This is a genomic window from Streptomyces sp. NPDC048639, from assembly GCF_043199075.1.
Lineage (GTDB): Bacteria > Actinomycetota > Actinomycetes > Streptomycetales > Streptomycetaceae > Streptomyces.
Genome location: NZ_JBICVP010000002.1, coordinates 110,871 through 126,750, shown reverse-complemented (window position 1 = coordinate 126,750; position 15,880 = coordinate 110,871). Strand labels below are relative to the sequence as shown.

Genomic DNA, 15,880 nt, shown 5'->3' with positions numbered 1-15,880 from the left:
GTCAGGAACAATTACCGTTCGGTAGCCCGGAGTTCAAGGGCCGCTGCGCGAACGCCCCCCGAATCAGGTCAAAACGGTCGCGACGCGCCGATGTCGCCTGGACAGGGGCCCCGCGGTCGGGTGGGATTGGCGCCGTGGCGAGCGAGAGCGCAACCGATGTCTTCGAAGAGCACCGACCGGTCCTGACCGGCGTCGCGTACCGCATGCTCGGTCGCGTCGCCGATGCCGAGGACATCGTCCAGGAGGCGTGGCTGCGCTGGTCGGGCGCCGACCACGCCACGGTCCGCCAACCGCGAGCCTTTCTCGTACGGATCACCACCCGTCTCGCCATCGACCGGCTGCGGCAGGTGCAGTCGCGGCGTGAGGCCTACGTCGGTCCCTGGCTGCCCGAGCCCATCGCGACCGACTTCGCCGATACGGTCCCGGACGCCGCCGAGCGGGCCGTGCTGGCCGAGTCGGTGTCCTTCGCCGTGCTCGTCGTCCTGGAATCCCTCTCACCGCTGGAGCGCGCCGTGTTCGTGCTCCGCGAGGCGTTCGGGTACCCGTACGCGGAGATCGCCGGGGTCCTCGACCGCTCCGAGCCCGCCGTACGGCAACTCGCCGGCCGGGCGCGGCGTCATGTGGAGGAGCGCAGGCCGCGGTTCCCCGTCGACCCGCAGGAACAGCGCGACCTCACCGAGCGATTCCTCGCCGCGGCGACGGGCGGCGAGATCGACGAGCTGCTGGCGCTGCTCGCGCCCGACGTACGCCTGGTCGGCGACAGCGGCGGCAAGGCCAAGGCCCCATTGCGCGTCATCGAGAGCGCGGACAAGGTCGGCCGCTTCCTGTTCGCCGTGTCGCACGAGCCGCTCGAGGATCTGCGGGTCGTCTTCCGCGAGATCAACGGTGTCCCCTCGATGCTGATGCTTGTCGGGGGGAAGCCGGACACCGTCATGTCCCTGGACCTGACGGAGGACGGCCGGATCGCGTGCGTCTACATCGTGCGGAACCCCGACAAGCTCGCCGCCCTTGCGCCGTGAGCGGTCTCCGAGGTGTGCCGGGCCCCGGACCGTACCGGTCGGCTTCGGCGGGACTGCCGGCTCCGGCCGATCTACAGCCCGCCCGAGACCCGCAGCACCGCGCCCGTCGTGTACGAGGCCTCGGCGGAGAGCAGCCAGGCGACCGCGGCCGCGACCTCGTCGGGCTCGCCGGGGCGGCGCACCGGTACCCGCTCCGGATTCCGCCAGGGCCGCTCCGGATCGCCCATCGAGGCGTGGATGTCCGTGAGGATCATGCCGGGCTGCACGGAGTTCACCCGGACCCCCTCGGGGCCGAGTTCCTTGGCGAGGCCGACCGTCATGGCGTCCACGGCAGCCTTGGCGGCGGCATAGTGCACGTACTCGCCCGGGCTGCCCAGCGTGGCCGCGGCCGACGAGATGTTGACGATCGCCCCGCCGCTGCCGCCGTACCGCGTCGACATCTCGCGTACGGCGCGACGCGCACAGAGCATGGCGCCCGTCACGTTCACATCCACCACGCGGCGCATCACCTCGGGCGAGGTGTCCGCGAAGCGGCCGAGCGGTCCGGTGATGCCGGCGTTGTTGACGAGTCCTGTGACCGGCCCGAGTGTCTCCCCGACCCTGTCGAAAAGGGTCTCGACCTGCTCCTCGACCGTCGTGTCCGCCTGGACGACGACGGCTTCCGAGCCCGCGTCCCGTACGGCGGCGGCCGTCTCCTCGGCGGAGTCCCGGTCCCGCTCGTATCCGATGCCGATACGGTGCCCGGTGCGCGCCAGCCGCACGGCCACGGCGGCTCCGATCCCGCGACTTCCCCCGGTGACCACGGTGATCCGGTCCATGGTGCGTCGCCCCCTTCCGCCGGTGACGCCTGCCGCTCCGGCGATGATCGCCGACGCTACACGGCGCGACCCTCCGGTCACCGGGCCGGACCCTCGCGAACGCCGTGTGAACGCTGTGCGGCGGTGCCGCGGGAGCCGCGCAACGGACCGAGGATTGGTCTTGACCAAGGCTGGGGCCCGCCCTATCGTCGCAGAGATAGTGCAAGAACCTTTAATAAACAAGGGCGTTAATATCCCCTCCCCCCGGCTCCGCCAGGGGGACCCCGGGGACACGGAGATCGTGGAGGACTGGGTGGGGACCACGCAGCTTGAATCAGTTCCGGAGCCCAAGTACTGGCACCTGAAGACCGTGCTCAGCGAGGCGCTGGACTCCGAGTTCGAGGTGGGCGAGATCCTGCCCAACGAGCGCGAACTCGCCGCCCGGTTCGGCGTCGCGCGTGCCACCCTGCGCCAGGCGCTCGAGCAGCTCGAACTCGAAGGCCGGCTCCAGCGGCGCCGCGGCGTCGGCACCACCGTGGCCCCGCCTCGCATGGGCGTCAACGTCGGCCCCGAGGATCACGCGTGGCCCGGCTCGGGCGTCGACGCCTGGCAGCCGGTCGACTGCGAGATGGCCACCCCTCCCGCTCTCGTCGGACGCCTGCTCGACACCGACCCCGAGGAGCAGGTCCACGGCGTGCGCCGTACCCGTGGGACGCACGGCCAGCAGGTCGCCGCGGAGCTGCTCTACGTCCCTGCCGGATCGGTGCCCGGACTCACGGCCATCGACCAACTCGGCGGCGCCGCGCGGGCGCGCGCCGTGCTGCGCGAACTGCAGCGCCTGGAGCTGGAGGGGCAGGACCGCTCCGTCGAACTCGGCTCGGCCCGCGCAGAGGACGCCAAGCAGCTCGACCGCCTGCCGGGTTCGCCCGTACTGGTCGTCACGGCACGCTACTTCGCGGAGGGCCGTACGGTCGCGGTCGGCGTGGCCACGTACCGCGCGGACACCTGCCGGCTGACCTTCGGTGAGACGGGGTCCGTGCAGATCGGCCACCCGGACGAGGAGCGCCGCGCCTCCTGACCCGTAGGGCACGTGCTGACCCTCTGGAGGGCATGTGCCGTCTCCTTGACGCGATGGGCGGTCAACGGGCCCTGCCGCCGCCGGACATGGCGGTGACAGGGCCCCTTTCGGCGAGCTGCCGGGCGCGTTCACGGCTTGGAGGGATGGGTGCCGGGACGTACGTGTGCCAGGGCGTGCCGGCCCGCCGCGCAGCCTCAGCGACGTCAGCTGTCCGGAGAACCCCCGCGGTGCCGTGCTCGCGATGATCGACAGCCGGGCCGTCGGACAGGGAGGTGCCCGGTTGCGTCGTGTTCGTGACCTCCGTGACCTCCGTGACCGCCTCGGCCGCGCCGCGCCCGGTGACCACCCGTACGGTGTCGCCGTCGCTGAGACCGCGCGCGAGCGTCCTGGGAGGCTGACGCGCGGTGCGCCTGCGGCGTCCCGGCGGCGCCGGTTCGGGTCACGGTCCCGCGGCCGGGCGGGTTCAGCGGCGGGCGGTCACCGTGCGCTCGACCGCGAAGAGTTGCTCCTCGACATGGTCCAGGGCCAGGCGCAGTGCGCCCGTCGACACGGCCGCCTCGCCCAGCATCGACAGCTCGACCCGCGGCGGTCGCAGGCAGTAGCGGGCGAGTTCGCTCCGCAAAGGGTCCAGTACCCCGTCGAGTCCGGCCGCCCAGCCACCCACGATCACCAGCTCGGGGTCGAGGGCCAGCACCAGGGCCGCCACGTCGTGCACAAGCCGCCGGATGAACCGTTCCACGGCCTGCCGCGCCCGCTCGTCGCCGCTCCGGGCCTGCGCGAACACCCGCGTCACGGCGGCCTCGTCGAGCGGGGGCAGGGGTTCGCCGGTCGGCGACAGTACCTGCTCCGGCGTCGCCTCCCGTCCCAGCAGGTGCAGCGCGCCGATCTCGCCCGCCGCCCCGCCGTAACCGCGGTGCAGACGGCCGCCGATGAGCGAGCCCGCGCCGGGACTGAGACCGGCGAGGACGAAAACGATGTCATCGGAGCCGATGCCCGCACCCTTCCAGTGCTCGGCGACCGCGGCCGCGTTGGCGTCGTTCTCCACCAGTACGGGGCAGCTGAAGGACCTTTGCAGCCGCTCGCCGAGCGCCAGTTCCGTCCACCCGGGCAGCGCGGTGCACAGCCGCACCGTCCCGTCCGCCTCGACGATGCCGGGGGAGCCCACGCCGACGGCACGCAGCGAGCCGCGCGCCACACCGGCCCTCCGCAGCAGATCGGCGACCGCCGCCCGGACCCGTTCGAGCCGCTCGTCGGCGGACGCCGTCTCCGGTACGTCGCGTACCACCGACCCGGCCACGCTTCCGCTCAGGTCGGAGAGCACGGCTGCTACCCGGTGCGGGCCGATCTCGATGCCGAGAAGGTGCCCGGCCTCGGCGTGGAAGCGGAAACGGCGCGCGGGGCGGCCCTGGCGCCGCGCTTCGCCCTCGGCGGCGGGCGCCTCGCGCACCAGGCCGATCTCGATCAGCCCCTCGACGACTCCCTCGACGGTCGGCCGCGAGAGGCCGGTGATCTGGACGAGGTGGGTCAGCGTGGCCGCTCCGGCGTCCCGCAGCGCGTACAGCACCACCGCCGAATTGATCCGTCGCAGCAGGGACGGGTCCCCACCGGTGAGCCGCGCCAAGACCCGGGCCTCCCTCCAGTCCGTGTGAGCCGGATCGTAGCCGCTGGGCTGCGGGGCGGCGAGCCGCGCGGCGCCGCCTCTCGGGGATCGGCCGCCCCGGCCCCGCACGCGACCGCCGGCAGGGCCGGAACCCGGGGCACCGGCCCCGGATGCGCGTACGGAGCGGGGACACGTGCGGCACCGGGCCACGTCAGCCCGCTGCCGGTGCGGGGATCGTTGCAGGGACCTGCGGCGGAATTCGTCCTGACGCTTCGCCAATTGTCGGCAGCGCCGGGTTTACTGACGTTATGGACAGCACCACCGCTCACCTGGCCGCCCTCGATCGCCTGCGCGTCCTCCCCTTCCCCGCGCGGCGGAGCGCGGAACACGGCGTCGAGAGCGGTCCGGGTTTCCATGTCGCCCAACTCGAGTACAGCGACCGGTTCGGCGACGACGACGTCACCGTCGTACAGGACGCGCGGGAGGAGTTCGAGTCGGAACTGCAGGTGCTCGTCCAGGTGCTGACCTACCGGTGGGGTGTGCCCGAACGCCTGGGACTCGATGGGTACTTGGAGCGTTCCGCGATGGGCGAGCCGGTGCCGGAGCCGCTGCGCACACTGAGCGCGTTCGTCGGGGAGGTGCACACCTGGAGCGTCGACGGCCGGTGGGTCGCGCTCGGGATCAGCCGGGACGAGCCTCAGGCGCCCCAGCGCGTCCAACTCGTCGCCGCCATAGGGGGAGTGGCCCTGACAGCGTCGGGATGACGCCCTGATGCGGTGCCGGGCCGGCGATTGCGGCGCCGGGGCCAGGGGGTGCAGGGTCCGCGATACGGCGGCGGGTGTCAGCCCCGGCCATCCGGCCGGGCGTCCGGCAGGCCGGCCGCCTCGCGGAGCCGGGCGAACTCCTCTGCCATGGCGGGCAGCGTCCAATGGGCGTTCAGACCACTCGGGTTGGGGAGCACCCAGATGTGCGTACCGCCGATCACCGGCTCCTGCCGACCGATCTTCGCCCTGCGGTCGCCGAAGGCGACGCGATAGGCGGTCACGCCGACCACGGCCAGCCACCGCGGCTCGTACCGCTCCACCTTGTCCCGCAGGACGCGGCCGCCCTCACGCAGCTCCTCGTCGGTGAGTTCGTCGGCCCGTGCCGTCGTGCGCGCGGCGACATTGGTGATGCCGAGTCCGTGGCCGAGCAGTTCGCGCTGTTCCGCGGGGGCCAGCTGCCGCGGGGTGAAGCCCGATGCGTGGAGTGCGGGCCAGAACCGGTTGCCGGGACGGGCGAAGTGATGGCCCGTCGCGCCGGACATCAGCCCCGGGTTGATGCCGCAGAACAGAACCCGCAGGCCGCCGGCGAGCACGTCGTCGAGCGTGCGGTCGCGGGCGGCCTCCAGCTCCTCGGGAGTCGGGCGGGTCAGAGGATCGCTCCGGGTGCGTATCCGGCGGCCCCCGGGTGCTGCTCCAGAACCTGCTCGATACGGCGGACGACGGCGGCCACCTGGTCGGCCGCGGCGCCCGTGAAGGACAGACGGTCGGCCATCAGCGCGTCCAGCTGCGCCCGGTCCAGCGGAATGCGCTCGTCGTCGGAGAGGCGGTCGAGCAACTCGTTGCGCTCCACGCCCTTCTCCCGCATGGCGAGTGCGGACGCGACCGCGTGCTCCTTGATCACCTCGTGCGCGATCTCCCGGCCGACGCCGGCCCGCACCGCACCCATCAGCACCTTGGTCGTGGCGAGGAACGGCAGGTAGCGGTCGAGCTCACGCGCGACGACCGCGGGGAAGGCTCCGAACTCGTCCAGCACGGTCAGGAAGGTCTCCAGCAGCCCGTCGAAGGCGAAGAAGGCGTCCGGCAGCGCGACGCGGCGCACCACCGAGCAGGAGACGTCGCCCTCGTTCCACTGGTCGCCCGCCAGCTCGCCGGTCATCGAGGCGTAGCCGCGGAGGATCACCGCGAGACCGTTGACGCGCTCGCAGGAGCGGGTGTTCATCTTGTGCGGCATCGCGGACGAGCCGACCTGGCCGGGCTTGAAGCCCTCGGTCACCAGCTCGTGGCCGGCCATCAGGCGGATGGTCTTGGCGAGGGAGGACGGCGCGGCGGCGAGCTGGACGAGCGCGCTGACCACGTCGTAGTCCAGGGACCTCGGGTAGACCTGTCCGACCGAGGTGAACGCCTGGGAGAAACCGAGGTGTTCGGCGATCCGGTGCTCGAGGTCCGCCAGCTTCTCGGTGTCGCCGCCGAGCAGGTCCAGCATGTCCTGCGCGGTGCCGACGGGGCCCTTGATGCCGCGCAGCGGGTACCGGCCCAGCAGATCCTCCATGCGCCCGTACGCCACGAGCAGCTCGTCCGCCGCGGTCGCGAAGCGCTTCCCGAGGGTGGTGGCCTGCGCGGCCACATTGTGCGAACGGCCCGCCATCACCAGCTCGGCGTGCTCGGCCGCCAGCCGGCCCAGGCGCGCCAGCACGGCGACCGTGCGGTCACGGACGAGCTCCAGGGAAAGCCGGACCTGGAGCTGCTCGACGTTCTCGGTGAGATCCCGGGAGGTCATCCCCTTGTGCACGTGCTCGTGCCCGGCCAGGGCGTTGAACTCCTCGATCCGGGCCTTCACGTCGTGCCGGGTGACCTTCTCGCGCTCCGCGATCGAGGCGAGGTCGACCTGGTCGAGAACGCGCTCGTAGTCGGCCAGGGCCTGCTCCGGAACCTCGATGCCGAGGTCCTTCTGCGCGCGGAGCACGGCCAGCCAGAGCCGCCGCTCCAGGGTCACCTTGTACTCGGGGGACCACAGCACGGCGAGCTCCGCGGAGGCGTAGCGGCCGGCGAGGACATTGGGGATGCGGGGCTTGGAGGTCACGTGACCAGATTCTACTGGGCGTTCCCGCAGGCCAGCGCCCCGGCCCGGTGCGCTGCTCCGACGCAGGCCCGGGCGCCGTTTCGTAGGTCCGTACAACCGCGGTACGGGGCACGGTGCCGCCCGGGGGATGCTCTTGGGGCCGTCTCCTCGCGCCGCTCCTTCCCTCAGGCCTCGTACGGCAGGAGCTCCGCGCGCTTGGGCGGGCGGCCGTCACCGGAGGAGCGGCCCGACAGCCGCCGCCCGACCCACGGCACGAGATGCTCGCGAGCGAAGCGGGCGTGCCCGGCCTGCCGTACGTGCCAGGGCGCCGGGGCGGCAGGGGGCAGCGGCTTGCGCCAGTCCCACTCCGGGGTGTGACCCAGCGCCTGCCACACCGCTTCGGTCACCCGCCGGTGCCCCTCGGCGTTCAGATGCAGGCGGTCGGCCGCCCACATCCGGGGATCGCCGAGCACCGTGCCGCCGAAAAGGTCCACGAGCACCGCGTCGTGCCGCTCCGCCAGATCCTCGAGGATGGCGAACAGCTGGTGCATACGCGGCAGAAAGCGCGTACCGAAGGGCCCTTGCCGCGCCGGGCTGCGCATGAGGACGAGCCGGCGGCAGTTGGGGGTGAGCTTGGTGACGGCCTGTTCGAGGCGGTCGCGGACCATGCCGAAGTCGCAGGAGGGACGCAGCGCGTCGTTGAGCCCGCCGACCAGAGTGATCACATCCGCGCCCATCGCGGCGGCGTGGTCCACCTGCTCGTCGACGATCTGCCCGATCAGCTTGCCGCGCACCGCGAGGTTGGCGTACCGGAAGCCGGGGGAGCGCGCAGCGAGGCGTCCCGCGAGGAGGTCGGCCCAGCCGCGGTAGGTGCCGTCGGGCAGGCCGTCCGACATGCCTTCGGTGAAGGAGTCGCCGACCGCGACAAGACTGGTGTAGGGGGCATTGGTTTCCATGGCGCGGGGATCCTATCCGGCGCCGTTTCGCGGCCTGCACCCGGATGCCCCTGTGGCGCGGGACCGCCGTCCGGTGGCGGGCTCGTGCCGGCCCCGGAGTCGGTCGCCCGCGGAACGCGCCCCGCATTCGGCCGACTTGGGCACAGGAATTGACGGTGAACCGACCCGGCGGCGCCGGATGGCGTACAAGTAATCAGCCGATTTCCGCCGACGGAGCCGCTCCGTCGATTTCCCCGACCCGTGCAGGATCGATGTGCCGCAGTGCGGAGACCGTGAACGCCGTCGCGAACTCTCCTGCCGTCGAAGCGTCGAGTGAATCATTCGCGAGTGCATAGCGAGCACCCTCGAGCGTCAGTCCCACGATCATCGAAGCGCACAGTTCCGCACTCACACCCCAGCGGCCCCTTCCGTGGCGTTCGGTGAAGTCGCGAATGCGTACGGCGATTTCCGCGGTGGTGACACGCGCGAGCCGGTCCCGGGTGGTGGTCGCGGGGCCCACGGGGTCGGTGCCGAAGAGCAGCAGGAATTTCGGGGGGTGCTGGGCCGCGTAGCCGAAAAGCGTGGTCATGCCCGCTCGGATCTGGCCTTCCAGGGGGAGCTCGGCGGCAGACGCGAAGGCATCGGAGAGGTGAGCACCGAGTGATTCGGCGGACCACTCAGCGCATCGCCGATAGAGATCGTCTTTGTTGCCGAAATGGGCATAGAGAGTCGGCTTGCTCGTTCCGGCTCGGGCTGCGATGTCGTCCATCGTGGCTGCGCGGAAGCCGAGTTCGGCGAATACCGTGCAGGCGACATCGAGCATGTCCTCGTCACTCGGTCGACCGATCATGTACCGCACTTTACTTCTCGGTAAAGCCAAATTAGGGTTTACCGGGCAGTAGACCAGTCACAGTGATACGTGTCATTTTCCCGATACGGGAAGCGCCTCACCGTTTGGTCGCACCGGGCCGGCGTCTCCGCGCCGCCGGCCAAGGCCGTACTGGAGACCCGATGCACCACCCACCCATATCCGGGGCCCCGGAGGAAGCCCCTCCGCACAGAGCGGAGGGCAGCGTCCTCGCGAGTGTGCCCCGACAGGACGGCCACCGAGCCGGACCGTGGCATCTTCCCAGTGACCCCGCGGCCTGCCGGAGCGCCCGGCGAGCAGTACGCGCCGTCCTCGCCGACTGGGAGCTCGAACACCTCACGCACACCGCCGAGCTGCTGGTGAGCGAGCTCGTCGGCAACGCACTTCTGCACACCGACGGCCCCCTCCGCCTCACGGTCGAGCGGCGCAAGACCCTGCGCTGCCGCGTCGAGGACCGGAGCCGGGAAATGCCGCACCGGCGAGCGGCGGCTCCGGAGGACGAGAACGGCCGCGGGCTGGAACTCGTCCACCGCATGTCCACGAACTGGGGTGTGGAGCAGACCCGGGACGGCAAGTCGGTCTGGTTCGAACTCGGCTGAGCCCCTGAGCCCCTGAGCCCCTGAGCCCCTGAGCCCCTGAGCCCCTGAGCCCCTGAGCCCTTAAGCCCTGAGCCGGTGAGCCGCTGAGGCCCCGGGCCCTGCCCCTTCAGCCCCGCTCCTCGGGGCCCGCAGCGCTGAGACCAGCCGTCACGAACGCCCGCACCGCCTGAGCCCGGAACCCCCGAGCCCGGAACCCCCTGAGCGCGGAACCCCCTGAGCCCGGAACCCTCTGACCCCGGATCCCTAGAGCCCTGAACCTCTGGAGCGCGGATCCCCCTGAGCGCGGATCCCCCTGAGCCCGGAACCCTGGAGCTGGGGCACATGGAGCGTTACGCACTCCCGCCCGGCCCCGCCTCAGCCGTCCTGCGGCAGCAGCCGCCCCTCCGCCATCTCCCGCCGCGTGCCGGTGAACCGGGACCGCAGGCGGCGGTCGTGCGACACCACGACGAGCGTTCCCGCGTACCCCGCGAGCGCCTGCTCCAGTTCCTCCACCAGCCCCAGTGACAGATGGTTCGTCGGCTCGTCCAGCAGCAGCATCTCCACGGGCCGGGTCAGCAGCCGGGCCAGGGTGAGCCGTCGGCGCTGGCCCACCGACAGCCCGTTCACCGGGACCTGGAAGTCTTCCTCGCGGAAGAGCCCCAGTGCGGCGAGGTCTTCGGCGTGTTCCTCCGGATCGCCGGCCCGTCCCTCGGCGAACGCGGCCAGCAGCGGCCGCCGTGAGGCGATGGCAGGAACCTCCTGCGGCAGTCTGCCGATCCGCTGCGGCAACCGGACATCGCCCCGGTCGGGCGCCAGCTCGCCGGCGAGCACCCGGAGCAGCGTCGTCTTCCCCGCGCCGTTCGGGCCCATCACCAGCAGCCGTTCGCCCGCGCCCAGTGCGAGCCGCTCCACCGACAACCGGCCGTCGACCGTCACATCCGCCAGTTCGGCGACAGGCTCCTCGGCATCCGCTCCGGGACCGTTCTCCGCCTGCCCGCCCCGGATGGCCACAGTGAAGCGCAGCGGGTCCGGCGGGCGCGGCACCGGCTCGGCGGCCAGCCGCTTCAGCCGCTCACGGGCATTGCGCACCCGGCCCGAGAGCTGGCTCTCCACCGACCGCTGGTGCTTGGTCCACGCGGGCCGTTCGCTCATCCGCCAGCCGGTCGTCATACGTGCCGAACCCGCCGAGGCCAGCTCCTCCTGCCGTGCGATCTCCTCCCGCCAGTCGCGGTAGCGCTGCTCCCAGCGGTTCCGTTCCGCGGCCTTCTGCTGGAGGAAACCGGTCCAGCCGCCGCCGTAGCGCGCGACCGACAGCCGGTCGCCGTCCACCTCCACCACCGTGTCGGCCACCCGGTCCAGGAACTCCCGGTCGTGCGTGACCGCCACGAGCGTGCCCTTGTGCACCCGTAGCCTCTCCTCCAGCCAGGCGACCGCCTCCTCGTCCAGATGGTTCGTCGGCTCGTCGAGCAGCAGCAGTTCGGGCGAGGAGGTCAGGACGCAGGCGAGCGCGAGCCGTGACTGCTCGCCGCCCGAGAGCGTGCCGAGCAGCCGGTCCCGGTCCAGGCCGGGGAGGCCGAGGGCGTGCAGTGCGGTGTCCAGCCGGGTCTCGGAGAGATAGCCGTCCCGCACCTCGTACGCCGTGACCAGATCGCCGTACGCCGCCACCTCCTGCCCGTCCGCGGTGCCGAGGGACGCCTCCGCCTCGCGCATCCGCCGCTCCAGGTCGCGCAGATCGGCGAGCGCCTCGTCGATCACCTCGCGGACCGTGGAGCGGGCGGGCAGTTCGAGGCTCTGCGGGAGGTAGCCGACGCCACCGTCGGCGGTGACGGTGACCCGGCCTTCGTCCGGGGCCTGGCGGCCGGCGATGATCCGCAGCAGGGTCGACTTTCCCGAGCCGTTGTCGCCGATGACGCCCACGTGCTCGCCGGGAGGGACGCGCAGGGACACCTGCTCCAGCACCGGCCGGCCGGGGTAGCCGACCGAGACCGCGTCCACCACGAGCTGGGACGTCATCCGCGATCCTTCCTCAGGTGGTGCACGATGCCGGTCCCCGCGGTCGGGCGGCACGGCCGGGTGCCCGGGTCCGTACGACCGAGTGTCCCGGCGCGTACGCCCGCATGTCCGCTCCGCAGGGAACATGTCCGGTCCGCGGGGAAGGGGCCTGCTCAGGCGGAAGGCGCCTTGCCGACCAGTTCCCGCAGTACGTCCTCCATGGTGACCATTCCGTCCAGCCTGCCGTCGTCATCGATCACCACCGCGACATGCGTGCCACTGCTCCGCAGCGCGCCCAGGGCGTCGTCCAGCGGCATCGACGCGGTGACCCGCGCGATCGGCCGCAGCGCGCTCCCGTGGAACGGCTTGTCCCGGGCCCGGACGTCGAGTGCGTCCTTGACGTGCAGATAGCCCAGGATCTGGTCGCCGTCGACCACGGGGAACCGCGAGAATCCGGATTCCGCGGACAGCCGCTCCAGCCCCTCCGGCGTCACCGTGACCGAGGCCGTGACCACGCGCTCGACCGGGACCACCACCTGGCGTACGGGCCGGCGGCCCAGCTCCAGGGCGTCGCGCAGCCGCTCGGTGGCGCGGTCGTCGAGCAGTCCGGCCTGGCTGGAGTCGGCCACCATACGGGCCAGCTCGTCGTCCGAGAACGTCGCCGGCACCTCGTCCCGAGGCTGGACGCGCAACAGCTTCAGCAGGGAGTTCGCGAAGGCGTTGACGGCGAAGATCACCGGACGCACGGCGCGCGTCATCGCCACCATCGGCGGGGCCAGCAGCAGCGCTGCGCGGACGGGCTCCGCCAGCGCCACGTTCTTCGGCACCATCTCGCCCAGCAGCATGTGCAGATATGTCGCCACGGAGATCGCGATGACGAACGAGATGGGGTGGATCAGCCCGCCCGGCAGGCCCACCGCGTGGAACAGCGGCTCCAGCAGATGGGCGATCGCCGGTTCCGCGACGACACCGAGCACCAGCGTGCTCAACGTGATGCCGAGCTGGGCCGCGGCCATCACGACGGTGATGTGCTGGAGGCCCCACAGCGCGCTGCGCGCCCGCCGGTCGCCCCGCTCGGCGAGCGGCTCGACCTGGCTGCGGCGGACCGAGATCAGTGAGAACTCGGCGCCGACGAAGAAGGCGTTGGTGACCAGCGTCAGCAGGCCGATGAAGAGCTGCAGAAGGATCATCGGTCGGCGCCTTCCTCGTGACCGGACCCCGACGGGGCGTCCGGCGGCTGGTGCAGCCGCACTCGTGCGGCCCGGTGGCCCGTCGCGTCCACGACCTCGATCCGCCAGTCGGCCACCTCCACGACGTCGCCCTGCTCCGGGATCCGGCCGAGCTCGGTGGCCACCAGTCCGGCGAGCGTCTCGTACGGCCCCTCGGGCGCGTGCAGGCCGATGTCCTCGAGCTGATCCGTACGGATCGCGCCGTCCGCGTCGTACTTCGCCCACCCGTCGGCGTCGATGCCCGCGGGCGCCAGGTCCGGCACCTCGAGCGGGTCGTGCTCGTCGCGGACCTCGCCTACGACCTCCTCGACGATGTCCTCCAGAGTGACGACGCCCGCCGTACCGCCGTACTCGTCGATGACGACGGCCATGGCGTGCTTGGGGGAGAGCCGGTCCAGCAGGCGGTCCACGGTCAGTGACTCGGGGACGAGGACGGGCTCGCGCATGATTTCCGAGACCGGTCGCGACGCGCGCTGGTCGGCCGGAACGGCCACGACGTCCTTGATGTGGGCGGTGCCGATCACGGTGTCGAGGTTGTCGCGGTAGACGGGGAAGCGCGAGAGGCCGGTGGCCCGGGTGGCGTTGGCGATGTCCTCCGCCGTGGTCCGTATGTCGAGGGCGACGACCTGGACCCGCGGCGTCATGACGTTCTCCGCCGTCAGTTCGGCGAGGCGGAGCATCCGGACGAACAGCTCGGCGGTGTCCCCCTCCAGGGCACCTTCCTTGGCCGAGTGCCGTGCGAGCGCGACCAGTTCCTGCGGTCCGCGGGCGGACGCCAGTTCCTCGGTGGGTTCGAGACCCATGCGGCGCACCAGGCGGTTGGCAGTGGAATTGAGATGACCGATCAGCGGGCGGAACGCCGTACTGAACGCGTGCTGAGGGCCCGCCACATGCCGGGCCACCGACAGCGGTCGGGAGATCGCCCAGTTCTTGGGCACGAGTTCGCCGACCACCATCAGGATGACGGTCGAGACGGCCGTACCGAGGACCAGGGCCGCCGAGGACGCGGCGGAGCCGGGAATCCCGGCGGCCTCCAACGGGCCCGTGAGCAGCTTGCCGAGCGACGGTTCGGCGAGCATGCCGATGACCAGGCCGGTGACGGTGATGCCGAGTTGTGCCCCGGAGAGCTGGAAGGTGAGGGTCCGTACGGCCTTGAGCGCCGTGTCCGCGCCACGCTCGCCCTCGGAGGCGGCCTTCTCCAGGACACTGCGCTCGACCGTGGTCAGCGAGAACTCGGCCGCCACGAAGACGCCGCAGGCAAGCGTCAGCAGGAGGGCGAGCACCAGCAGCAGCACTTCGGTCATCGGTACACCTCCCATCCATGATCGGGCAGGGGAGGAAGGACCGCGGAACGATCTGTTCTACGGGGACTGCAGGGAGGCTCGCCCATCGGCGGACGCTCACACCTTTCACGTCATGAGGAAGGGACCACTCAGGGTAAAGGACGGGCAAAGGGCGGTCCGGGGCCGGGCAACCGGGCGCGAGGGACAGCGTGCCAGAGCCGCAGGGCCCGGCAGGTGAGGCGCGTCAGCCCGCGAGCGGCTTGACCCAGCGGCTCCACTCCGGCTGCGGGGCGTATCCGGCTGCGCTCCACGCGTGGTGCGCGAGCTCGTTCCCGTCCAGCACCATCGCGTCGCCGCGCCGTCCGCCGAGTGCGGTGAACCGCTCCTCCGCGGCGCGCAGCAGCGCCGTCGCGACCCCCTGCTCCCGGTGGGCGGGATGCACAGCGAGGCGGTAGAGGTGGCAGCGCCAGCCGTCGAACCCGGCGATGAGCGTGCCGGCGAGCCCGCCGGCGCGCTCGGCCAGCAGGAGCGCCTCCGGGTCGCGGGCGATCAGCCGGGCGAGTCCCTCGGTGTCGTCGCTGATGCTGGTGCCCTCGGCCGCTTCCGTCCAGAAGGCCAGGACCGAGTCCAGGTCCGCGGCTGTGGCCGACCGTATCCGCAGATCGTTCATGCCGACATCCCATCACCGGGCCGCCGGGGCGGTCGAGCGGGATTCCGGTATGGGGAGGCTCGCCATGGGATCAGTCGCCGCCGAGCTCTTCGATCACCGGGCCGAACACCTCCAGATACTGGTCCAGCACGGTGATGTACGAGAAGCCGAACCGCTCCCGGTGCTCGCGGAGCTGCTCCGCTATCTCCTTGACCGAGCCGGTGAGCAGCGCCGGATGCCCCAGAAGCTGGTCCTCGGACAAGTCCGGTGCGTGCGGGGCGAGTTCGCGCACGGCGGAACGGCGGTCCCGGCAGACCGCCACCCGCTGGACCAGATGGTTGAGCTGGGCCTCCTTCGTCCGGCCGGCCTCGGAGGCGAAGCGGCGATAGGCGGCGACCCGCTCCTCCAGCGCCTCCGGCGAGAGGAGCCGCAGCGTGCCGTCCGGCTTCCCGGGCGCTTGCGTGGCGCCGGTGAAGGCGGCGATGTCCGCGTGCCGGGCGGTCAGTCGCAGGACGCGGTCGCCGTTGCCGCCGAGCAGCAGCGGGGGACGGGGCGACTGGGCGGGGCGCGGGAGGTGGTTCTCGTCGGCCAGCAGCCGCTCCACCTCGGTGACGGTGCGCTGCAGATGGTCCACCCGCTCGCCGGGTGAACCCCACGGCAGTCCCGCCGCGTCGTGCTCGGCCTTCACATAGCCGGTGCCGAGGCCGAGTTCGAGACGGCCGCCGGTGAGGACGTCGGTGGTGGCCACCTCGCGGGCCAGCAGCGCGGGGTTCCAGAACCCGGCGTTGAGCACGAAGGTGCCCAGACGCGGCTTCTCCGTCACCTCGGCGGCCGCGATCAGCGCGGGGAACGGGGCCGGCCATCCGAGGTGGTCCGGGGCCAGGATGACGTCGTAGCCCAGCTGTTCGGCACGCCGGCACTTGGCGCGGAAGTCATCGCCCGTGCCGTAGGTGTAGAGATTCACGCCGAACCGGAACGCCCGCCCCATGAGACCCCTCCTCGCTCGCTCCCCGTCCGACGCTATCGGAG

Annotated in this window: 15 protein-coding genes; 4 read left to right on the top strand and 11 right to left on the bottom strand. The window is 71.9% G+C overall.

The features are described from left to right. Positions 1-134 precede the first annotated feature (134 nt). Positions 135-1,019 carry an RNA polymerase sigma-70 factor gene (locus ACGFNH_RS04915; protein ID WP_393651607.1) on the top strand — a complete coding sequence of 295 codons (885 nt, stop codon included), beginning with the start codon at positions 135-137 and terminating at the stop codon, positions 1,017-1,019. 71 nt (positions 1,020-1,090) lie between these two features. On the opposite strand, the gene ACGFNH_RS04910 is transcribed toward ACGFNH_RS04915, so the two are convergent. Continuing rightward, positions 1,091-1,837, bottom strand: coding sequence for an SDR family oxidoreductase (locus ACGFNH_RS04910; RefSeq protein ID WP_393651606.1), 747 nt, complete (start codon positions 1,835-1,837; stop codon positions 1,091-1,093). 292 nt (positions 1,838-2,129) lie between these two features. On the opposite strand from ACGFNH_RS04910, the gene ACGFNH_RS04905 reads away from it, so the two are divergent. Next, positions 2,130-2,894 (top strand): GntR family transcriptional regulator, encoded by a 765-nt coding sequence (locus ACGFNH_RS04905; protein ID WP_393651605.1) that lies wholly within the window; start codon positions 2,130-2,132, stop codon positions 2,892-2,894. Positions 2,895-3,357: 463 nt separating this feature from the next. Here the strand turns inward: ACGFNH_RS04905 and ACGFNH_RS04900 are convergent, their stop codons facing one another. After that, the gene (locus tag ACGFNH_RS04900) at positions 3,358-4,515 is read right to left on the bottom strand and encodes an ROK family protein (RefSeq protein ID WP_393651604.1); all 1,158 of its coding nucleotides are present in this window, start codon (positions 4,513-4,515) and stop codon (positions 3,358-3,360) included. Positions 4,516-4,802: 287 nt separating this feature from the next. Here ACGFNH_RS04900 and ACGFNH_RS04895 point away from each other — a divergent pair, with 287 nt between their 5' ends. After that, a complete protein-coding gene (locus tag ACGFNH_RS04895) occupies positions 4,803-5,258 on the top strand; it encodes a hypothetical protein (RefSeq protein ID WP_393651603.1) in 456 nt (151 codons plus the stop codon). A 77-nt stretch (positions 5,259-5,335) separates the two neighbouring features. Here the strand turns inward: ACGFNH_RS04895 and mug are convergent, their stop codons facing one another. The 4 genes from mug to ACGFNH_RS04875 form a co-directional block, all read right to left on the bottom strand. Next, positions 5,336-5,908 (bottom strand): G/U mismatch-specific DNA glycosylase, encoded by a 573-nt coding sequence (mug, locus tag ACGFNH_RS04890; RefSeq protein ID WP_393652216.1) that lies wholly within the window; start codon positions 5,906-5,908, stop codon positions 5,336-5,338. Further along, positions 5,905-7,338 carry an adenylosuccinate lyase gene (gene purB, locus ACGFNH_RS04885; protein WP_393651602.1) on the bottom strand — a complete coding sequence of 478 codons (1,434 nt, stop codon included), beginning with the start codon at positions 7,336-7,338 and terminating at the stop codon, positions 5,905-5,907. The genes mug and purB overlap by 4 nt, the downstream gene beginning before the upstream one ends. A 164-nt stretch (positions 7,339-7,502) precedes the next feature. Further along, the gene (locus tag ACGFNH_RS04880; RefSeq protein ID WP_393651601.1) at positions 7,503-8,273 is read right to left on the bottom strand and encodes an SGNH/GDSL hydrolase family protein; all 771 of its coding nucleotides are present in this window, start codon (positions 8,271-8,273) and stop codon (positions 7,503-7,505) included. A gap of 193 nt (positions 8,274-8,466) precedes the next feature. Beyond that, positions 8,467-9,102 (bottom strand): TetR/AcrR family transcriptional regulator, encoded by a 636-nt coding sequence (locus ACGFNH_RS04875; RefSeq protein WP_393651600.1) that lies wholly within the window; start codon positions 9,100-9,102, stop codon positions 8,467-8,469. A gap of 236 nt (positions 9,103-9,338) precedes the next feature. Between ACGFNH_RS04875 and ACGFNH_RS04870 the strand changes: the two genes are divergently transcribed. Next, positions 9,339-9,719 carry an ATP-binding protein gene (locus ACGFNH_RS04870; RefSeq protein ID WP_393651599.1) on the top strand — a complete coding sequence of 127 codons (381 nt, stop codon included), beginning with the start codon at positions 9,339-9,341 and terminating at the stop codon, positions 9,717-9,719. 354 nt (positions 9,720-10,073) lie between these two features. On the opposite strand, the gene abc-f is transcribed toward ACGFNH_RS04870, so the two are convergent. The 5 genes from abc-f to ACGFNH_RS04845 form a co-directional block, all read right to left on the bottom strand. Then, the gene (gene abc-f, locus ACGFNH_RS04865; RefSeq protein WP_393651598.1) at positions 10,074-11,711 is read right to left on the bottom strand and encodes a ribosomal protection-like ABC-F family protein; all 1,638 of its coding nucleotides are present in this window, start codon (positions 11,709-11,711) and stop codon (positions 10,074-10,076) included. A gap of 152 nt (positions 11,712-11,863) precedes the next feature. Next, complete coding sequence (locus ACGFNH_RS04860) at positions 11,864-12,880, bottom strand: hemolysin family protein (protein WP_393651597.1); 1,017 nt, start codon at positions 12,878-12,880, stop codon at positions 11,864-11,866. Continuing rightward, entirely contained in the window at positions 12,877-14,223 is a 1,347-nt protein-coding gene (locus tag ACGFNH_RS04855; RefSeq protein WP_393651596.1) for a hemolysin family protein, read from the bottom strand. Before ACGFNH_RS04855 ends, ACGFNH_RS04860 begins: the two co-directional genes overlap by 4 nt. 223 nt (positions 14,224-14,446) lie before the next feature. Then, positions 14,447-14,872 (bottom strand): GNAT family N-acetyltransferase, encoded by a 426-nt coding sequence (locus ACGFNH_RS04850; protein ID WP_393651595.1) that lies wholly within the window; start codon positions 14,870-14,872, stop codon positions 14,447-14,449. Between the two features lie 70 nt (positions 14,873-14,942). Beyond that, entirely contained in the window at positions 14,943-15,839 is an 897-nt protein-coding gene (locus ACGFNH_RS04845) for an LLM class F420-dependent oxidoreductase (RefSeq protein WP_393651594.1), read from the bottom strand. Positions 15,840-15,880: the final 41 nt, after the last annotated feature.

What these genes read in the sequence shown, in the direction of transcription:
- ACGFNH_RS04910 (WP_393651606.1), bottom strand. Translation starts at nt 1,837, where the DNA reads ATGGACCGGATCACCGTGGTCACCGGGGGAAGTCGCGGGATCGGAGCC.
- ACGFNH_RS04895 (WP_393651603.1), top strand. Translation starts at nt 4,803, where the DNA reads ATGGACAGCACCACCGCTCACCTGGCCGCCCTCGATCGCCTGCGCGTC.
- ACGFNH_RS04880 (WP_393651601.1), bottom strand. Translation starts at nt 8,273, where the DNA reads ATGGAAACCAATGCCCCCTACACCAGTCTTGTCGCGGTCGGCGACTCC.
- ACGFNH_RS04875 (WP_393651600.1), bottom strand. Translation starts at nt 9,102, where the DNA reads ATGATCGGTCGACCGAGTGACGAGGACATGCTCGATGTCGCCTGCACG.
- abc-f (WP_393651598.1), bottom strand. Translation starts at nt 11,711, where the DNA reads ATGACGTCCCAGCTCGTGGTGGACGCGGTCTCGGTCGGCTACCCCGGC.
- ACGFNH_RS04860 (WP_393651597.1), bottom strand. Translation starts at nt 12,880, where the DNA reads ATGATCCTTCTGCAGCTCTTCATCGGCCTGCTGACGCTGGTCACCAAC.
- ACGFNH_RS04855 (WP_393651596.1), bottom strand. Translation starts at nt 14,223, where the DNA reads ATGACCGAAGTGCTGCTGCTGGTGCTCGCCCTCCTGCTGACGCTTGCC.
- ACGFNH_RS04850 (WP_393651595.1), bottom strand. Translation starts at nt 14,872, where the DNA reads ATGAACGATCTGCGGATACGGTCGGCCACAGCCGCGGACCTGGACTCG.
- ACGFNH_RS04845 (WP_393651594.1), bottom strand. Translation starts at nt 15,839, where the DNA reads ATGGGGCGGGCGTTCCGGTTCGGCGTGAATCTCTACACCTACGGCACG.